Origin of the sequence: Chryseobacterium sp. WX (assembly GCF_029542485.1) — a bacterium.
Classification (GTDB): domain Bacteria; phylum Bacteroidota; class Bacteroidia; order Flavobacteriales; family Weeksellaceae; genus Chryseobacterium; species Chryseobacterium cucumeris.
Map to the genome: position 1 here is coordinate 2,698,353 of NZ_CP120710.1, position 15,984 is coordinate 2,714,336.

The window sequence follows — 15,984 nt, forward strand, 5'->3', positions numbered from 1 at the left end:
AATTACAGTGTCTTTCAAAAAATCGGTAAAAAATTAAATTTTGGGAGGTTGCCAAATGTGGTCATAAACCTGATAGGCAATATTATTCTTGTGAAAAAGAATCTTTTTTGAAAAATAGAAGGAAATCTTTGTTGGAATTTCTAATAAAGGTTCAACCTTAAATGCAATAACCGTGATTTGGCAACAGCTACAAAAACAGAAAGGAGAACAGGTATCATCACTTTCGTCAGAATGAGTATCCTCCGCCTGCATCGAAGTTTTGGAAGAATGATTTGATAAAGACTTTGCATTGATATCACTGCAAGGCATTACCAATAATGCGATGAAATAGAATGTCAATATGAGTCTTAAAACTTTCACTTTACAAAAGTATTAAATATAATTTTATTATTGTGTCTTTGGTTGTAACGAAAAATTATCGTAGGACTACATTATGTCAAGGGATAAATGAGATGGATAAACACTTTAGAAAATCATCAAAATGGTAAAAATAACTATTTCTGTATTACGAGCTGTTTACAATTAAGATGAATTCTAATATTTTTGTTTCAGCCACAAACTAACCCTTACCAATAAAATTAAAACAGGTACTTCCACAAGAGGGCCGATGACCCCAACAAATGCTTGTGAAGAATGGATTCCAAAAACTGCTATAGCAACGGCAATCGCTAGTTCAAAATTGTTTCCAGTTGCCGTAAAAGCAATCGATGCGTTTTTATCGTAAGGCACCTTCAATGCCTTACTAATGAAAAAGCTGATGAAGAATGTGAGAACAAAGTAAATTACTAATGGGATAGCAACTTTAACAACGTCCATTGGTAGCTCTAAAATTTTGTCTCCCTTCAAACTGAACATCAATACTATAGTAAACAGCAAAGCATACAAAGTAATAGGTGAAATAGCCGGAATGAATTTTCTATTGAACCACTCTTTTCCTTTCAATTTAATCAAGAAATAGCGGCTCAAAAATCCTGCAATAAATGGGATCCCTAAATAAATGAATACACTCTCGGCAACGTCTTTCATTGGTACAGCAACATTGAAATTACCTAAGCCTAGTTTTTGTGGTAGTACATTAATGAAAAGCCAGACATAAAAACTATAGAACACCAATTGGAAAATACTGTTTAATGCGATTAGCAGTGCTGCGTACTCCCGATTACCTTTTGCCAGATCGTTCCAGACAATGACCATTGCAATACATCTTGCCAGACCAATCAAAATTAGACCAATCATATAGTCCGGCTCATCTCGTAGAAAAATGATAGCTAGAACAAACATTAAAATAGGGCTGATAATCCAATTTAGAAGTAATGATACCGACATTACTTTCTTGTCTTTAAAAGCCATTGGTAAAAGAGTATAATCCACTTTTGCCAACGGTGGATACATCATCAAAATCAATCCTATTGCTAAAGGAATATTAGTTGTTCCGACAGACAAAGAATTTGTGACAGTAGAGATATTAGGATAGAAATATCCCAACCCAACGCCCAAAAGCATTGCTAAAAAAATCCATAAGGTAAGAAAGCGGTCGAGGAATTTTAATTTTGGTTGCATCGTCTAATTATTGAGTTGAGCGTATTGTTCCGCTGTTAATAAATTTTCAGTTTCTCTTAGGTCTTCAATTTCAATTTTCACCATCCAGCCATTATCAAATGGATTAGAATTTACAATCGTTGGCTCTTTTAAAAGTTGCTCATTGGTTTCAATTATTTTCCCTGAAAGAGGCATAAATAGGTCGCTGACGGTTTTAATGGCTTCTACAGAACCAAATACTTCGTCTTGTTTGAAGTTATGATTAACATTCGGCAAGTCAACGTATACGATTTCTCCCAATTCTTTTTGAGCGAATGCTGTAATACCGACAGTTGCAATTTTGTTCTCAATACGAACCCAAGTATGTTCTTTAGAATAATATAAATCTTTTAAAAGTTCCATTTTTTAGATTTTTGAAGATTAATAGCCACGTCTTAGATTTTCTGCATACTCGTTTGGAAGAGGGCTGTCTTCCACTGCCTTTGCTGCCTTTTCAAAGTCATAGTCAAAACGGATAAATTCTACACTGATGCTTTCTTTGTTCAAAATAGAACTGTTTTCATCAACTGTCAACATCACATAACCACCTCTGATATCATTGTCTTTCGGCTTCCCAACCGAACCGATATTTACTGCGTGACGAAAATGATCTTGACCATCAATACCCGAATTTAAAACTCTGTGATATGGTTTGTGTGTATGTCCGAAACACATAATGTCGGCATCGGCCTGTTCCATAATGCGGAGCATACTTTTTTCTTCACGGTCTTCGAAAAGATATTCATTTATTTTTCTCGGACTCCCGTGTACCAAAAGCAGGTTTAGTTTGTCTTCATTCAATTGAAATTCTACTTTTATATGTGCTGGAAGTGTACGCAGGTACGCACGTTCGTCGTCTTTCATCAAAGAATTAGTAAAAGAAATGGAAATGTTTCCGTTGTCCTTCTCAGCGTCTGTTTTGTAGGCGCAACCGCATTCATTGCTCATTCTCCCAATACCAAAATCGTAGTTGCCTGCAATAGTTGGTATTCTTCTTTTACGGATTTCATTGACCACTTCGTTTGGCCAGATATTGTAACCTACTAAATCTCCCAAACAATAAATGCTGTCGGGATTTCTTTTTTCAACATCTGTAAAGAATGCTTCCAATGCAGGAAGATTAGCGTGAATGTCGCTGAATAATGCAATTTTCATTTTTTGTTGATTTTATAATTTTTATTTTTAATCTATTCCAGTAATTTTACTCCTGCATTCCATCAAGACAGTGTCTTTCCAAACCCCATTCTTTCTTCCAATTTTTTCCCTATAGCCGATGATCCTGAAACCACATTTCTCGTGTAATCTTATGCTATTTTGGTTTTCTGCAAATATCCCGGATTGTAAAGTCCATATTTCATTTGACTCACTTTGTTTAATCAATTCATTCAACAACATTTCACCAATCCCTTTCCCTCTTGCAATTGTTGCTACATAAACACTTACTTCAGCTACGCCCGAATAAACACATCTGCTGGAGACAGGAGATAATGCAGCCCAACCAAGCATTTCTTTATTTTCATAAATACTGATCCTGCAAAAATTAAGGTGTCCTTTATCCCAATCTTCCCATATTGGCAAATCATTTTGAAAAGTGGCAATATTGGTTTCTAATCCCTGACCATAGATTTCTACCAGCTCTGGAAAATTTTCTTTGGTAATAGGCTTTATTTCCATAGCAACTGAATTAGCAACATCCGCCACCTGGTGTGCAAGAATTGTTTTGATTTACATTAAGTTCAGATAAGTTTTTCTTTTCTTTTTCTGATGGAATTCCACAAGCGTCCTGTGCTAAACAAGCTGTAGTCTTATTTTTTAGAATAAATGTTTTCCCGTTAAATTCCAGATCATATTTACCGATTGTCTCACTTTGATATTCAACTTCAATATCAAAATCTTCTATTCCTAATTTATCTTCAGAAAGTTTGATAATGTTGAGTAATTTGTTAGGTTTCAAACGATGTTCAAAATCGTCTGCATTCCAAAGCTGAAAATTGACAACCTTCTCTGAACGGATGACACCGCCACAATCAATAAAGTTTTTATTGATCATTCCTACTTCCGTAACGTGAAAATGTTCAGGAACAAAAGCACCATTCTCTAATTGGAATTCAACATTTTCTAATGTTGGCAAAATTTGTTTGACTTCTGATAATTTCATAATTGAATCTTTATAGTTTAAATGCAATATTGCGATATATTTTGATAAAAAAATGCTAACAGCATTTTGATTTGGTAACGGTTTGTACTATTGCGGAAAAATAAGTGTTTAAAATTTCGATAGTCTTTTCGTCTATACAATAGCAGATAGCGTTTCCGGAAATGTTACCTTTTATAATCCCTGCGTTTTTCAATTCTTTCAAATGTTGGGAAACTGTTGGTTGAGCTAATGGTAATTCATTCACGATGTCACCACAAATACACTCATTAACTTTCATCAAATACTCAATAATAGCAATTCTGGCAGGATGCCCCAATGCTTTTGCAATAGTTGCAATTTGATTTTGTTTGTCTGTAAAATGTTCTGTTTTAGTAGCTCCCATAATTCCAAAAATATTATATCGCAATATTACGATATAATATTTACTTCGCAAAATATTTTTTAATAAATTGTCTAAAGAGAAGCTTAGGGATCCAATTCAAAAAGAATTCAAATAGTAGAAAATATATTCACCGAAGGTTTTTACCTTAATTTTCACCTCCAAAGTAATTTTCCAGCTGATTGATAATTCTTTAATGATTTTCCTTACTTGCGTTATATCCATCTTTAAACCTCAGAAAATCTTCCGCTTTTTTAGGATTATTTTTAATCCATAATTGCATTATTTGAGTGTTTTCTCTCAAAATTGTTATCTCATTTTCATCGTAGATTTTTTTTCCTTCATCAGCAATTTCATTTAAAATATCTTGGCGTAGTTCACTTTTAGCTTTGATGCTTTCTTTGTACCAATTGGTTGAGAAATTAATGGAGGCGATCAGTACTAAAACCGCAAAGACAAAAACTCCAATTCCGCTCCAAATAAATTTCTTCTTCCATCGTATATCCTTTCCTAAACCCTCCAAATAATCTTTAGTTTCTTTTGAAAGAACCATTTCTGTCTGGGTAGGAATACTGGCAAGAAATTCAGTTATTTTGGCTTGCATTAATTTGAAAAAGACCACAGTTTCATTATTGAGTGACTGTCCGTCTTCCAAGCAGATCTTTAAATCATTCAATAGAGTCGTATGATCTTCAATGGCAAACTGAAGTTTGATATTTTGTTCAATATTTTCCATATTTGATTTGATCACGTTTTCTAAAAGTTCCATTGCGTTACTTTTAGATTCTTTATTTTCACTATCCATATTTATTGTTTTATATTTTTAATTATCTTCTTAATTTTCGCTTCTTTTTCCAGAGTTCATCTTCGTCCTGAGAAACATAGGTTGGATTAAGGAAGTCGCCTATTAACTCGCCTGCAATATCTATTAAGCTTTCATTTGGGTCTGATTTCAGATGATTACTTGCATCATTATTTACACTATTTTGACTTAATGATTTTACCAGATCATCAAGACCAGGATCTATTGCCGACAGAGAGAATCCGACATTTTTCCGGAAGAAGAATCCGCTTTTCTGTTGATTACTATCAACTTTATTGATCCATATATCTTGAATTTCATTTTTTTGATTGGCTTTAAATTCTCCATTGTATTGCATCTTTACAGAAAATCCTTTTTGTTGTATATTTTCCCGAAATTCCTTTAAGTTGCTAGCGTATTTTTGTACTTCCTTAACCGCAGTTTTAACTTCAAAAAAAGATTTTATTTCAGAGATTTTCAATTGATTTGAAATTTCAGACAATTTGTAACCAGCTATATAAATCCTTTCAGTTTGAAAATTTTTGTCTTTTTCCATCACAATTCGCATTCCCGAAATCCCGTCTTTGACATTTGAAGACAATTGAACTTCGTAACCTTTTTTCTTCATTGATAAGATCAGATCATCAAAATTATCTTCTGCCCTGATAGTTTCGGTCAAGATTTTCAACATCTCGGCTTTTTTTTGCACTCCAATTTCAACATCGGTTAATAATCCTTTCTCTTTACAAACTTCTCTGACAGCTTCACCAAATCTCTTTCCGATATCGTGTGATTTCACGGTGCACTTTCCCGAAATATCAATCCTGTTCACGATAAAATGAATATGCTTATGTTTCGTACTATTGTGAATATCCAGTCGGTACTGATTTTTGTTTGTCACACCAACTTTTGCAAGAGTTTCCATCGCAATCTGTTTTAATTCCTCATCTTTTAATACTCTGCCTATCTCGTCTGGTTGAGAAATATAACCCGTCAATGCCCATTTCTTCACTTTGAGATTTCTTTCAGCTACGGTCTTCATTTCGTTAAATTGACCTTCAGCAGTGTCACTCAAAAGATAATTCGAAGCCACCATTTCTGCTGTTCCTTTATCGTTTGCATTGTATTCCAAAGCAATTTTTGTAATGGTTCTTGTGGTTGCCGAATTATTCATTTTTCTGAGTTTTAGAATATAAATATTGATGAATTAATTGGATCAGATTTTCAATTTTTACTAAAATATCTTTCTTGTTTTCAAAAACATTCCATTCCCGATTTCTTAAAAGATTAGTGATTTTTTTGAAATGATTTCCATATTGAAGCAACACTTCATCAGTTTGGAATTCATTAATTTTAAGTTCCTTTTCGAACAAAACATTCCGAATATAAGTGGACAATTTCAGCGGATGTTTTTCTTGTTTTTTAAGTAGAATTTCATATTCAGCATTGGTCATTCGTATTGAAATAACTTTGTCCAATTTTTTATTTTCTTTGGTTTTTAAACCACCTTTACGACCTAATTCCTGAAAATATTTTTTTCTCTTTTCCTGAGCAATTTTGACTTCATTTTCTTTGGTGGCTTGGTTTATAAATTCTTGTAAAAAGTCTTTTTCCATTGTGTAAATTTTATTGCATTTAAAAAACATTTCTGACGATAGGAAGAAATCAAAAATCCCAATTTTGCAATCAGCGGGTACGCTTATTGTAAACTTTGGGTACTTTTTGCACTAACATACCACCATATTTTACCTGTATTTATTTTACTCACCTTCGTCTTTGCTTCACTTGCCTTTCAGGTGATGGATTTTTGTGAATCATCCAATCATTTAAATCTTTAAAATCTGAATATAAAACCCGACAATCTTCTGCGTTTTTGTTTTCATTTTTAATCATTTCAACGGCACGATTTCCTGCTTCGTCATTATCAAAATAAAGCTCAATATTTTTATAATTTTCAAGTGAATTTTTAATCTTAGAAATCATCGAAACGGAATTCAAAACGAGATAATCGACAGGTTCTTTTTCTAAAAAGTTCTCTACATTTTTAAAGGAAAGAAAATCGAAAAAGCCCTCGAAAATCCGAAGCGATTCTGATCCGTTTTTTATGGTTGAAATATCTTTTTTGCCCAAACAAATTTTCGAATATTTATTGCGGATTTCATAACCGCCAGAATAGTTCTTGAAGCCAATTCCGAAATAGTTTTTATCTTTCATTCGGTAATGAATTTCGTCTAAGAACTGAGTTTGATTTCCAACTTTTCTTTCTCTTAAATATTCCAAAAGTGCAGGATGCTGAACGTTTTTAATTTCAATGATCTCATAGTGTTTAGATAAATTTTCTGCTTTCTGATTTGAAATACTTTGCTGATGAAATGAAGAAAAATTTTGATTTTCTGCCCATACTAAAACTTCATTGACCGAAGCGTTCAGGTATTTCTTCATAAAGTCGGTATTCGTTCCTCCGATCCCTTCTGAAAATAAATACCAATAGTTTAGACTTTTATTGATTTTAAAAGAGGCTTGGGATTCGTTGGCAAAAGGGTTGAGATACCAAGCTTCTTTTTCATTTTGTTTCGTTGGAAGGTGTCCGAGAGAAAGGAGGACTTCTTCCAACGATATGCTGTTGAATTGTTTGCAGTTCATTGTTGTACTTTTTAATGTTTTTAGTAATAAGCGTATGAATTTTGATGGGTAAAGTAGACGGATTTAGTTTTGTCTAATGTTTGATGAATTGATGAGAAAGCCTTTTAAAAAATTGATTAACAATAATTTAAACTCTCATCAAAGTCTCATCACCTCATCAAAGTGGAAATATTCTTCTCATCATCCTCTCATCAAAAATCAAGGTTTAAAAGTTTGATGAGGCTTTTGATGAGAGATAACACATTGATTTTCTTTTTATTATCTATTAATTCATCATTTCATCAAATTTTTGGAGAATAAAATTCCTTTCTATTGTAAAATACCGCCCTGTTTTATTCTGTTGAAAAAAACTTAAGCCATAATCTAGGTCGTATTTGATATAGGCTAATGAATTGTTTTGAGGCTCGAGCTTCCAGATTTCTTTCAGCAGTTTCCGTATATCGTTTACTGTCCAATATTGTTTGCTGAACATTTTACCAAGCATATTGAAAATATCTTGCGGAATACAGTTAATAATCTTGTCTTCGGTACTTTGGAAAAACTCATATAAAAGTTCGATGATCTTAGATTCCAGTTTATTGTTATTTTTCCAAACCAATCTTTGAAGAGCCTTTGTTCTAATCTGTGAATCTGTGAACCACATTCTTGTCTCCTTACGGCTGTGAAAAGGTCTTTGGATTAGGTAACGAAGGAAATAGGGAATCTCCTTGTTTAGATTGTGTAGAAATTCAGTGTTCTCGCTTTTGATTGATCTAATTTTGATAATCCAGAATCGGATCTCATTTTCATCAATCTGGATGAAGTTGTCTTCATTATTGGAACAGAGAATGAATTTTCCAAAAAATTCCACTTCTTCACGATCTTTTCCTTTTGCCTCTTTCTTATCTTTATCAGTCGTGGAAAGATATTTTAAACGTTCTGTAATTTCCTTTTTATCAAAGAATACTTCATCAATAGCAACGATCAACATAGATGTCCAATCCGAATTGAACTGACTGCTAAATGAGTCACCTTTGATATAGGTCATATTAAGTCCAAAAATAGATTTCAGCCATTTGATGAAAGTGGATTTTCCTGTAGACCTTTCTTTGCTTACAAGACAAAGAATAGGGAGTATCTGTGTTGGATATTGCAGTAAGATCTTGATGTAATCCAATCCTAATTCCAACTGTTCTCCAAAAATATGCTCCATAAATCTAAGTGAAAATGGAATCTTTCCTAGTAGGGTTGTTTGCTCCAGTGTCTCTTTAATCGGCTGGTAAGGAATCTCATTGTAAACATTATAGAATCCTTGGATAATTTGTTGGTATTGCAAATGGGATGGTATACAACAGAAACCGTCATACTTAGGAACTTTTGAGACGTATATCTTTCCGTGATCGCTGATAATGGTTTCACGATTCCATCGAGTTAGTATTGAGATCTTATCTCCTGAGATTAATGGTTTCTCAATAGTTTTATAGTAGGTTGTCCCTACTCTTAGATATGGGATTTTTTCGCTCATATTTTAAAGTTTTGATTCCGTACAGGAAATACGGAAGGGTGAATTGGAATGCTTGATAAATAAAAAGTCTCTATCTATCTTCTATACTTAAGCGACTTGACTTCGTTTAAAGCATCCATAAGATCAAAATGGTTGACTCTGTAGAATCTTCCAATTTGTTCCGCCTTAATGTTACCTTTTAAAATATGTGAGCGTACGGTTTGATAATCGAGTTTTAGAATTTCTGAACATTCTTTGATAGAGTATAGTTTCTTTTTCAACTCAATTTCAGGTTCTTTTTTGAGAGAATAGAGTAAGTCTTTCACTTCCCCTAATTCGTCGAGAATGGTTTGGAATGGGTTTGTTGTCTGCATAATCTGTGATATTTATTTGCAGACAAAATTGTATGATTGGAATAACTAATAATGCAATTCTACTCAATTGCGTAAAGTTTAATGCCTGATATTAAACAGCTTAGATATTTCGTGATAGATAGTTTCCTCAAAATCATTAGGTTTCACAGTTATTGCCCGTGAAAATGTTCCTTTGTCAAAATTGGAATTATATTCGTTTTCCATAGCCTCAATAATAGTGGTATCTTGAAAATCCGGATTTATAATATGATTGTCTTTTAAGAATCGGTGGATTCTGATGAAAGAAGATTTCTGATCCACGAGCAGATTGTGATTTTCATCGATGAATTTTTTATCTTTTAAAAAAGCGATGAAAATTTTAGAACTATTTTCACCAATCATAATATCTGATAAATGAATTTCTCTATTTGTTTTGCTTTGTAAAGCAAAATATAGAAAAAGCGTTGTTTCGGCGCCACTTAGAAAATTGCCTTGCAACTTCATTAAATTACTTGAACTTATCAGGCTGTTTGATTCTTTCTTATATTGATCTAAGCAATACTGGATCTTGTCTTCAAAATTATGATTTCGTGATGTATCAATATCTTTAAAATGAAAACTGAAGAAGTTATCTAACTTTTCATATCTAATCAAATACTCATTCCTCAATTTTTCATTGAGTACAACTTTAGAGGATTTTTGCTTGGCTTTTTCAATTCTCCTTTGAAACCGCTCCTGAATCTTTTCTCGTTTTATCAAATGATAAAGCATCATCGGATAGCCGACAAATTCCTCCCAAAAATTCCAACGTCCGTAAAGTTTTTTATGATCCATAATTATAATAGTGATTATTTAAAAACCTCATTCATATAGTTGATTTTATCATCTTCGCTTGGTCTGTAGTAGGCATTAAACACTTCTAAGCTGGTATGACCCGTGTAGCTCATAATTACCTTATCCGGAACTCGTTTGTTCTTCATTATAGTAATAAAACTTCTTCTTGCAGTATGCGAGGAAATTCTCGTCCAAAATTCAGCTTTTTGGTCTACCAGCTCATCACCATATTTCATAGTTTTTTTTATTTCATCGGTAAACTCTAACTTTTTAAAAACCTCTTTAATATATTCATTCATCTTTTGATTTGTAATACTTGGCAGATTATAATCATACTTTTCAAGTATTGATTTAGAAATACTGTTTAAAGGAATTGCTAAGTTTTTAGATTTACTTTTTAAATCAATAACCCGTATGAAATTTCCGTCAACATCACTTCTGGAAATCGTACTGTAATTGCCAAACCTCATTCCTGTAGTACAACCAAAAACAAAAAGATCACGAACCTTTTCTAATCTTTTGTTTTCACTGAGATTGTAATTATATATGAGTTCAACTTGTTCATAATTCAAAGCTATTTCATCAGTTGTAAATTTCGCAGGTTTCTTGAAAGCAATAAAATTGTTATTGTAAGTATATTTTTTATTTAGAGCCCAAAGAAGAAAAGTCTTGAGCAGACCAACATTTCTATGTAATGTATTTGCAGAATGTTTCTTTTCTTCAATACAATATTTTAGAAATTTGTTATAAAGTTTATTGTCAAATTTTCCTAAGCTGATCTTTACTTTGCTATTGCTTTCAAAATCTTCGAGTAAATTCTTATTGCATTTGTAACGCTTTAGAGTTGAGTTTGAAATCGAATTACCAGTATAGTCGTTTTCCTTCTCATCTAAAAACTCCTGATAAATTCTAAAGAAATCACTTTTAACTGTTATTTTTTTGAATTTTTCATCAAATCTTTGTTTAAGAATATCAACGGTAAGTTCTTCATTTATGTTCTTATATCGATTAACAATCTCTGTAAAAAAACTACTATATCTATCCAACTGCATTTTAATACTTCGATGAATCTCTGCCCTTTTAGTTCTTCCGTTTAGGTCATTAGGTTGCCTACCTTCAAAATCCCATTCGGTTGGTTTTATTTTTTCACCAGTAGAATAGATAAAATTCTTACTTTCATTGTTGAAAAATGAACGGAAATAAATCAGAGTTTCCTTTGTACCATTGGGTTGCTTGAGTTTAAAAGTGTAATTCATCAGGTGCCAGTTTAGGTGCTACTTCTTCTATATTTAGACATAAAAACTAAGTATATTAGTTTATACAAATATAGTTAAAATGCTGATAAATAGAGAACTTACATATTTTAAGTTATGTTAAAATATGTAAGGTTCGAAAACCTCCAACTCCACCAAAACAAAACCTTAAATTATTAAAAATCAATAATTTAAGGTTTTTTATTTTTACTAATTGTACGATTATTGTATGGTAAATTTAAATTTTAAATCTTCATTTAAAAAAATAGGACAGAGACTCTACCCCTGCCCTTAAAAACTATTAAAGTTTTATTGGAGCTTGTGTGTGCTAGTTACCAAATTCAACTAAAAATTCAAGGCTTTTAAGAGTTATAATTAGCTATCTAATTACTTGCTCCATATTCTTAATAAACACTATGCCCCCTTTTAGTGTTTAATTCAATACCTATATCATTACCTTTCCAGCTGTAAAACCAGTTAGGATAATTTTTCTCTAAATTATCAATAATAATATCCTTCTCACTTGTAGTTGTATTATTATCAAAAAATCTAATTTGTTCTAATATTTTTTTTCTAAAATTTTTAACCTCAGCATCAGTACTCGCAATATGCGGGCAAGTTAAAACATCTATGAGTAAAAAAATATCTTCTGCTTTATTATTTTCAAATTTAGCAAATTTTTTCAAAATAATATCCTGTAAGTCCTTTCTTATTATATCATATCTTGGTTCTCTTTGGATATGATTTAACAATGATATAATTGTAAAATAATTTAATTTTGAGTTTAATATTTTCTTGTTTTTAATATCATTTTTAGAAATATTAAAATGTTTTTCTAAAACTTTTTCTTCGAGATTATAATGCTTTTGACCTAACTCATTAATAATTGGCAAAAGGTATAAAGTTTCAATTTCGGCATATTCAGAAGAAGCGCTTTTCTTAAAAACAATCAATATTCCATCATAAATTTTTTTAAATAGTTCATGTTTTTTATCAAAATCAAATGCAAAATATTTCATTTCGCTCGAATACAATCCAGTTAATTTAGAAATATAAACTTGCTTTGTCTTTTCCTGATTCTTAACGAAATCAATAATTCTAAATAATATATGGCATACTTTAATAGAATGTGTGACTCTAGGTAAAACAGAATAAATAAAAAAAGTTAAATCTATTATTTCATTAAAATTATTAAACAATTGTTTATGAAATATCTTAATCTTTTTTTCTTGAATCTTTATGTTTTCTAAAACCAATTCTAACTCCTTATCTAAATCATTTTCACCATTCTCATCGTTTTCCAATTGATTTAAAACCATTCTTTTATGACTATAAAATTCTAATAAAGTTTCTTGTTCATTTTGAAACTTATTAATCATAGCTTTCAATTTTCTAAATATAACCGATAAAAAATAATTTTGGAGATCTTTGTAACTTGTATTTGTATTTGCAAGTAAAACTTTATAATTTGTTATAATATCACTGGCTTTAAAATATTTTATTCCAATTTGATTTTTTATTTCACCATCATAAAGTTGAAAAATCATAGAATGCTCTATTAATTTTCGTATTTCTTCTTTTGCAATTGTAATATTTGTGATAATTGGCTTTGGAAGAATTTTAGTTTTTGATTCATTAAAATATAAATTATATTCCTGAAGTTTCGTTTTATATATACTTAAAATCTCTTTTTTAATATTTTCATCATTATAGAAAACAAAAAAGTCATCAACATATCTAAAAATATCATAATCATCTTTATATTTAAATCCTTTATTAAATAATTCTTTCTCGACATTTTTATCAATTCTTTGCAAAATTAATTCTGCAAAAATCCTTGAAAACTCCGGACCAATAACAATACCATTAGTTTCATTATAATTCATTTGTTGCATTACTTTATCAAACTTCCCTCCAAATGAATCTTTATTGGGGCTAAGGTTTTCTTTCACTATTCTTTTATTAAAAAGAGCCCAGGGCATAGTATGAGTATAAATACTATCAAAACATCTAGAAATATCAAATTTTAATAAATTATCAAATTTTTTTTCTGCTCGATGATATTCGAAAGATTCATAAAATTTATGAATATTACTAAAAATCTTATATGAAAAATATGTTTTAAGACTTGTATATTCCTTGTCGCTTGTTTCAATAATTTCAACTTCTGAATATTTAGCTCTTTTGAAGCTATTAGTTGAATCTTTAAAATATTTTAATGAAGATACCCGATCTGGCTTTCTTAAAGAAAATCGACTTATAGTACTACTATACAAGATTGAACTTTTATATTTATCATAAAACTCAATCAAAGAAAGTTGATTTATTGGATGAATAACTGTAAGTTCTCTAAAGTCAGTATCTTTATGTGCAATTCTAAATTTAAAAGGTATTGTAACTAAAGATTTGTCTAGATCTAATTTAAAATAATCATAAGTAGGTTTATTTTTATTGCTTTTTTTATTGGGGGCAATGCCGAAAACAATGGCTACAAGTTTCTCTAAAATAGAACTATTGTCTTTTTTAAATCTCAATTCATTATTGATAAGACAAATTTTATTGTTTATTAAAAAATTATAAAAGTATCGGTTAGAGAAAAATGGCGGAACTTCATAAGGCAGAATATCGGACAATACAACTCTTTCTTTCTTATATCCAATATTTTTAGCTAAACTTTTTTTCATACTTTCCAAATTGAATTAATTTCACTTAAACCGAATTGCAAAACTCCAGCGTTGGCTCTATTATTTACATTGCTTCTTTTACAATTATGATTTCTATATTTCTTGCTACTCAATGGAGTTAAATAAAATTTTTTATGTTTAAAACCTTTTATAAAACAATATCGTTCTACTTTAATTTTCTCTTCGATGGTAAGACCACTTCTTGCTATAAACCACTTTATCCTATTTTGTAGCAGTTCTAGTGAAGTCATACTATTTAAAAAAGGATTAGAATAATAAATACCAACAAAAACTTTATCTTTATTATTCCGTAGCTTGGTATTAGAGGTTAAATAATTTAATCTTGCACATAATAGTTTGAAAGCATACTTTCTGTTATGTTGCTTCTTTTTATTAAAATGATTAAAGGATAATCTTATCTTTTCGTTATATTTTTTAATCTTATTTTCAGATAACTGAATGCACAATTCATGCAACGACTTACCATCTGCAACTTCTACAATACTACCATTTTGATTTTCGGTCTTTTTGTATATTTTTTCTTTTGTTCCAATTTTATATCCTAAAAAATTAATGAACTTTGGATTTACTTTACTTTGCTTTTTTTTGTAAATTTTATCTAAGTAATAGTGTTCTTCAAGTGTGATTGATTTTATTCCATCAATTAAATTATACTCATTTGTTTTTTCATCATTGATTTTAAAATCATCTCCAGCTTCCTCTTTTATAATACTCTTCATCTGTTTTAGATATTCTTTGAAATAAACATTTCCATGATTTTTTTCTGGAATAAAAACAACTATTATATCATCAACATAACGAGCATAATACACTACATCATCAAGTTCTCTGATTCTATTATCTATTCTTCTCATAAATAGTTCAGCTAGATAAGCACTTATACCAATTCCTCTAGGAACTCCTTTTGCAGTATCTTTATTTCTCTGACCTGTCAAGGAATTATAACTATCAAATATTTGATTTATGTAGTCTTTAGTCTTGATACTTAAAAGATAATCTTCATTAATTTTTTGTAAAAGCAATTTTTGAGGTATCGACTCGTAAAAGCTTTTAATATCTGTTCTTATAACATACTTAGGAAACTTATCTTCAAGTAAATTCAATAATTCATTTAAAATAGAATACCTTGACGCTTGTTTTACGTCATAAGTCCCGTTTACATTTTTTTGAATTTTTTTCGAAATAAAAAAGTTCTCAGCATTTTCTTCAAATAAGTAGGTTCTTTTACCATGCACTTTACCTATTGTTAAGTTGATTTTATGCTTTTTTGTTGTTTCAGAAATAGTTTCTAAAATTTCAGATAAAATTATCTCTCTTGATTTTTTAATTTCTTTTCTATCCTTATATAGAATTTTCTTCCTATCTAAATCAGTTTCATTCTGAATTTGTTTTCCAATAGCTTTTAATTCTTCTGTTTTTACTATTGATCGCGCAAAGTTTGTTTGAAATTTTTTTTCGATATTAACACCTTTACGATTTTCCATGTCAAAAATTTCATAAAAGGCTTTTGATGAGAAAGATTGATCCAGCATTTGTTATTTTTGTTTTTTCAGATTTTTATTTCTATTTAACAATGATAAAAAAAATATGAGGAAAATCAATACGTATTTTCCCTATATTTTAATTATATACAAGCAAAAAATTATTAATTTACCAATAAACTTATTAAATTCATTATTTGTATCTCCTATAAAACTAATCTATCGCAGAGAATTTGTTTTTAATAAGTGTAAGCTACAGTATCCTATTTCACAGTATAAACCTTCACTATATTGTATTTCTCCTGTGGTCATTTT

17 protein-coding genes are annotated in these 15,984 nt (G+C 30.3%); all 17 read right to left on the minus strand.

Features of this window, described 5'->3' with window-relative positions; all coding sequences use genetic code 11:
* Window positions 1–33 precede the first annotated feature (33 nt).
* Window positions 34–309, minus strand: a complete 276-nt coding sequence (locus PZ898_RS24345) for a DUF6660 family protein (protein ID WP_347176659.1) — start codon at window positions 307–309, stop codon at window positions 34–36.
* A gap of 225 nt (window positions 310–534) precedes the next feature.
* Window positions 535–1,560, minus strand: coding sequence for an ACR3 family arsenite efflux transporter (gene arsB / locus PZ898_RS12130; protein WP_056013313.1), 1,026 nt, complete (start codon window positions 1,558–1,560; stop codon window positions 535–537).
* 3 nt (window positions 1,561–1,563) lie between these two features.
* Window positions 1,564–1,941 (minus strand): glycine cleavage system protein GcvH, encoded by a 378-nt coding sequence (gene gcvH, locus PZ898_RS12135; RefSeq protein WP_056013310.1) that lies wholly within the window; start codon window positions 1,939–1,941, stop codon window positions 1,564–1,566.
* Window positions 1,942–1,959: 18 nt separating this feature from the next.
* Entirely contained in the window at window positions 1,960–2,733 is a 774-nt protein-coding gene (locus PZ898_RS12140) for a metallophosphoesterase family protein (protein WP_056013307.1), read from the minus strand.
* 27 nt (window positions 2,734–2,760) lie between these two features.
* Window positions 2,761–3,252: a GNAT family N-acetyltransferase gene (locus PZ898_RS12145; RefSeq protein ID WP_056013483.1), complete on the minus strand. Its 492-nt coding sequence runs from the start codon at window positions 3,250–3,252 to the stop codon at window positions 2,761–2,763.
* A gap of 10 nt (window positions 3,253–3,262) precedes the next feature.
* Entirely contained in the window at window positions 3,263–3,736 is a 474-nt protein-coding gene (locus tag PZ898_RS12150; RefSeq protein ID WP_027377091.1) for a DUF6428 family protein, read from the minus strand.
* Between the two features lie 55 nt (window positions 3,737–3,791).
* Window positions 3,792–4,118 carry a metalloregulator ArsR/SmtB family transcription factor gene (locus PZ898_RS12155; protein ID WP_002981116.1) on the minus strand — a complete coding sequence of 109 codons (327 nt, stop codon included), beginning with the start codon at window positions 4,116–4,118 and terminating at the stop codon, window positions 3,792–3,794.
* Window positions 4,119–4,308: 190 nt separating this feature from the next.
* Complete coding sequence (locus PZ898_RS12160; protein ID WP_056013305.1) at window positions 4,309–4,920, minus strand: hypothetical protein; 612 nt, start codon at window positions 4,918–4,920, stop codon at window positions 4,309–4,311.
* A gap of 22 nt (window positions 4,921–4,942) precedes the next feature.
* Window positions 4,943–6,091: a relaxase/mobilization nuclease domain-containing protein gene (locus PZ898_RS12165; protein ID WP_277693435.1), complete on the minus strand. Its 1,149-nt coding sequence runs from the start codon at window positions 6,089–6,091 to the stop codon at window positions 4,943–4,945.
* Entirely contained in the window at window positions 6,084–6,533 is a 450-nt protein-coding gene (locus PZ898_RS12170; protein WP_056075232.1) for a hypothetical protein, read from the minus strand. Before PZ898_RS12170 ends, PZ898_RS12165 begins: the two co-directional genes overlap by 8 nt.
* Before the next feature lie 148 nt (window positions 6,534–6,681).
* Complete coding sequence (locus PZ898_RS12175; protein ID WP_056074846.1) at window positions 6,682–7,560, minus strand: toprim domain-containing protein; 879 nt, start codon at window positions 7,558–7,560, stop codon at window positions 6,682–6,684.
* 265 nt (window positions 7,561–7,825) lie between these two features.
* A complete protein-coding gene (locus PZ898_RS12180; RefSeq protein WP_056074844.1) occupies window positions 7,826–9,064 on the minus strand; it encodes a primase-helicase family protein in 1,239 nt (412 codons plus the stop codon).
* A 74-nt stretch (window positions 9,065–9,138) separates the two neighbouring features.
* Window positions 9,139–9,417, minus strand: coding sequence for a helix-turn-helix domain-containing protein (locus tag PZ898_RS12185; RefSeq protein WP_002976362.1), 279 nt, complete (start codon window positions 9,415–9,417; stop codon window positions 9,139–9,141).
* Between the two features lie 78 nt (window positions 9,418–9,495).
* On the minus strand, window positions 9,496–10,230 hold the full coding sequence (locus PZ898_RS12190; RefSeq protein WP_056013291.1) for a hypothetical protein: 735 nt from the start codon (window positions 10,228–10,230) through the stop codon (window positions 9,496–9,498).
* Between the two features lie 14 nt (window positions 10,231–10,244).
* Window positions 10,245–11,486 (minus strand): tyrosine-type recombinase/integrase, encoded by a 1,242-nt coding sequence (locus tag PZ898_RS12195; protein WP_277693436.1) that lies wholly within the window; start codon window positions 11,484–11,486, stop codon window positions 10,245–10,247.
* Between the two features lie 401 nt (window positions 11,487–11,887).
* Window positions 11,888–14,167 carry an antiviral reverse transcriptase Drt3b gene (gene drt3b / locus PZ898_RS12200; RefSeq protein ID WP_277693437.1) on the minus strand — a complete coding sequence of 760 codons (2,280 nt, stop codon included), beginning with the start codon at window positions 14,165–14,167 and terminating at the stop codon, window positions 11,888–11,890.
* The gene (gene drt3a, locus PZ898_RS12205) at window positions 14,164–15,720 is read right to left on the minus strand and encodes an antiviral reverse transcriptase Drt3a (RefSeq protein ID WP_277693438.1); all 1,557 of its coding nucleotides are present in this window, start codon (window positions 15,718–15,720) and stop codon (window positions 14,164–14,166) included. The genes drt3b and drt3a overlap by 4 nt, the downstream gene beginning before the upstream one ends.
* Window positions 15,721–15,984: the final 264 nt, after the last annotated feature.

What these genes read in the sequence shown, in the direction of transcription:
- PZ898_RS24345 (WP_347176659.1), bottom strand. Translation starts at nt 309, where the DNA reads ATGCCTTGCAGTGATATCAATGCAAAGTCTTTATCAAATCATTCTTCC.
- arsB (WP_056013313.1), bottom strand. Translation starts at nt 1,560, where the DNA reads ATGCAACCAAAATTAAAATTCCTCGACCGCTTTCTTACCTTATGGATT.
- gcvH (WP_056013310.1), bottom strand. Translation starts at nt 1,941, where the DNA reads ATGGAACTTTTAAAAGATTTATATTATTCTAAAGAACATACTTGGGTT.
- PZ898_RS12140 (WP_056013307.1), bottom strand. Translation starts at nt 2,733, where the DNA reads ATGAAAATTGCATTATTCAGCGACATTCACGCTAATCTTCCTGCATTG.
- PZ898_RS12145 (WP_056013483.1), bottom strand. Translation starts at nt 3,252, where the DNA reads ATGGAAATAAAGCCTATTACCAAAGAAAATTTTCCAGAGCTGGTAGAA.
- PZ898_RS12150 (WP_027377091.1), bottom strand. Translation starts at nt 3,736, where the DNA reads ATGAAATTATCAGAAGTCAAACAAATTTTGCCAACATTAGAAAATGTT.
- PZ898_RS12155 (WP_002981116.1), bottom strand. Translation starts at nt 4,118, where the DNA reads ATGGGAGCTACTAAAACAGAACATTTTACAGACAAACAAAATCAAATT.
- PZ898_RS12160 (WP_056013305.1), bottom strand. Translation starts at nt 4,920, where the DNA reads ATGGATAGTGAAAATAAAGAATCTAAAAGTAACGCAATGGAACTTTTA.
- PZ898_RS12165 (WP_277693435.1), bottom strand. Translation starts at nt 6,091, where the DNA reads ATGAATAATTCGGCAACCACAAGAACCATTACAAAAATTGCTTTGGAA.
- PZ898_RS12170 (WP_056075232.1), bottom strand. Translation starts at nt 6,533, where the DNA reads ATGGAAAAAGACTTTTTACAAGAATTTATAAACCAAGCCACCAAAGAA.
- PZ898_RS12175 (WP_056074846.1), bottom strand. Translation starts at nt 7,560, where the DNA reads ATGAACTGCAAACAATTCAACAGCATATCGTTGGAAGAAGTCCTCCTT.
- PZ898_RS12180 (WP_056074844.1), bottom strand. Translation starts at nt 9,064, where the DNA reads ATGAGCGAAAAAATCCCATATCTAAGAGTAGGGACAACCTACTATAAA.
- PZ898_RS12185 (WP_002976362.1), bottom strand. Translation starts at nt 9,417, where the DNA reads ATGCAGACAACAAACCCATTCCAAACCATTCTCGACGAATTAGGGGAA.
- PZ898_RS12190 (WP_056013291.1), bottom strand. Translation starts at nt 10,230, where the DNA reads ATGGATCATAAAAAACTTTACGGACGTTGGAATTTTTGGGAGGAATTT.
- PZ898_RS12195 (WP_277693436.1), bottom strand. Translation starts at nt 11,486, where the DNA reads ATGAATTACACTTTTAAACTCAAGCAACCCAATGGTACAAAGGAAACT.
- drt3b (WP_277693437.1), bottom strand. Translation starts at nt 14,167, where the DNA reads ATGAAAAAAAGTTTAGCTAAAAATATTGGATATAAGAAAGAAAGAGTT.
- drt3a (WP_277693438.1), bottom strand. Translation starts at nt 15,720, where the DNA reads ATGCTGGATCAATCTTTCTCATCAAAAGCCTTTTATGAAATTTTTGAC.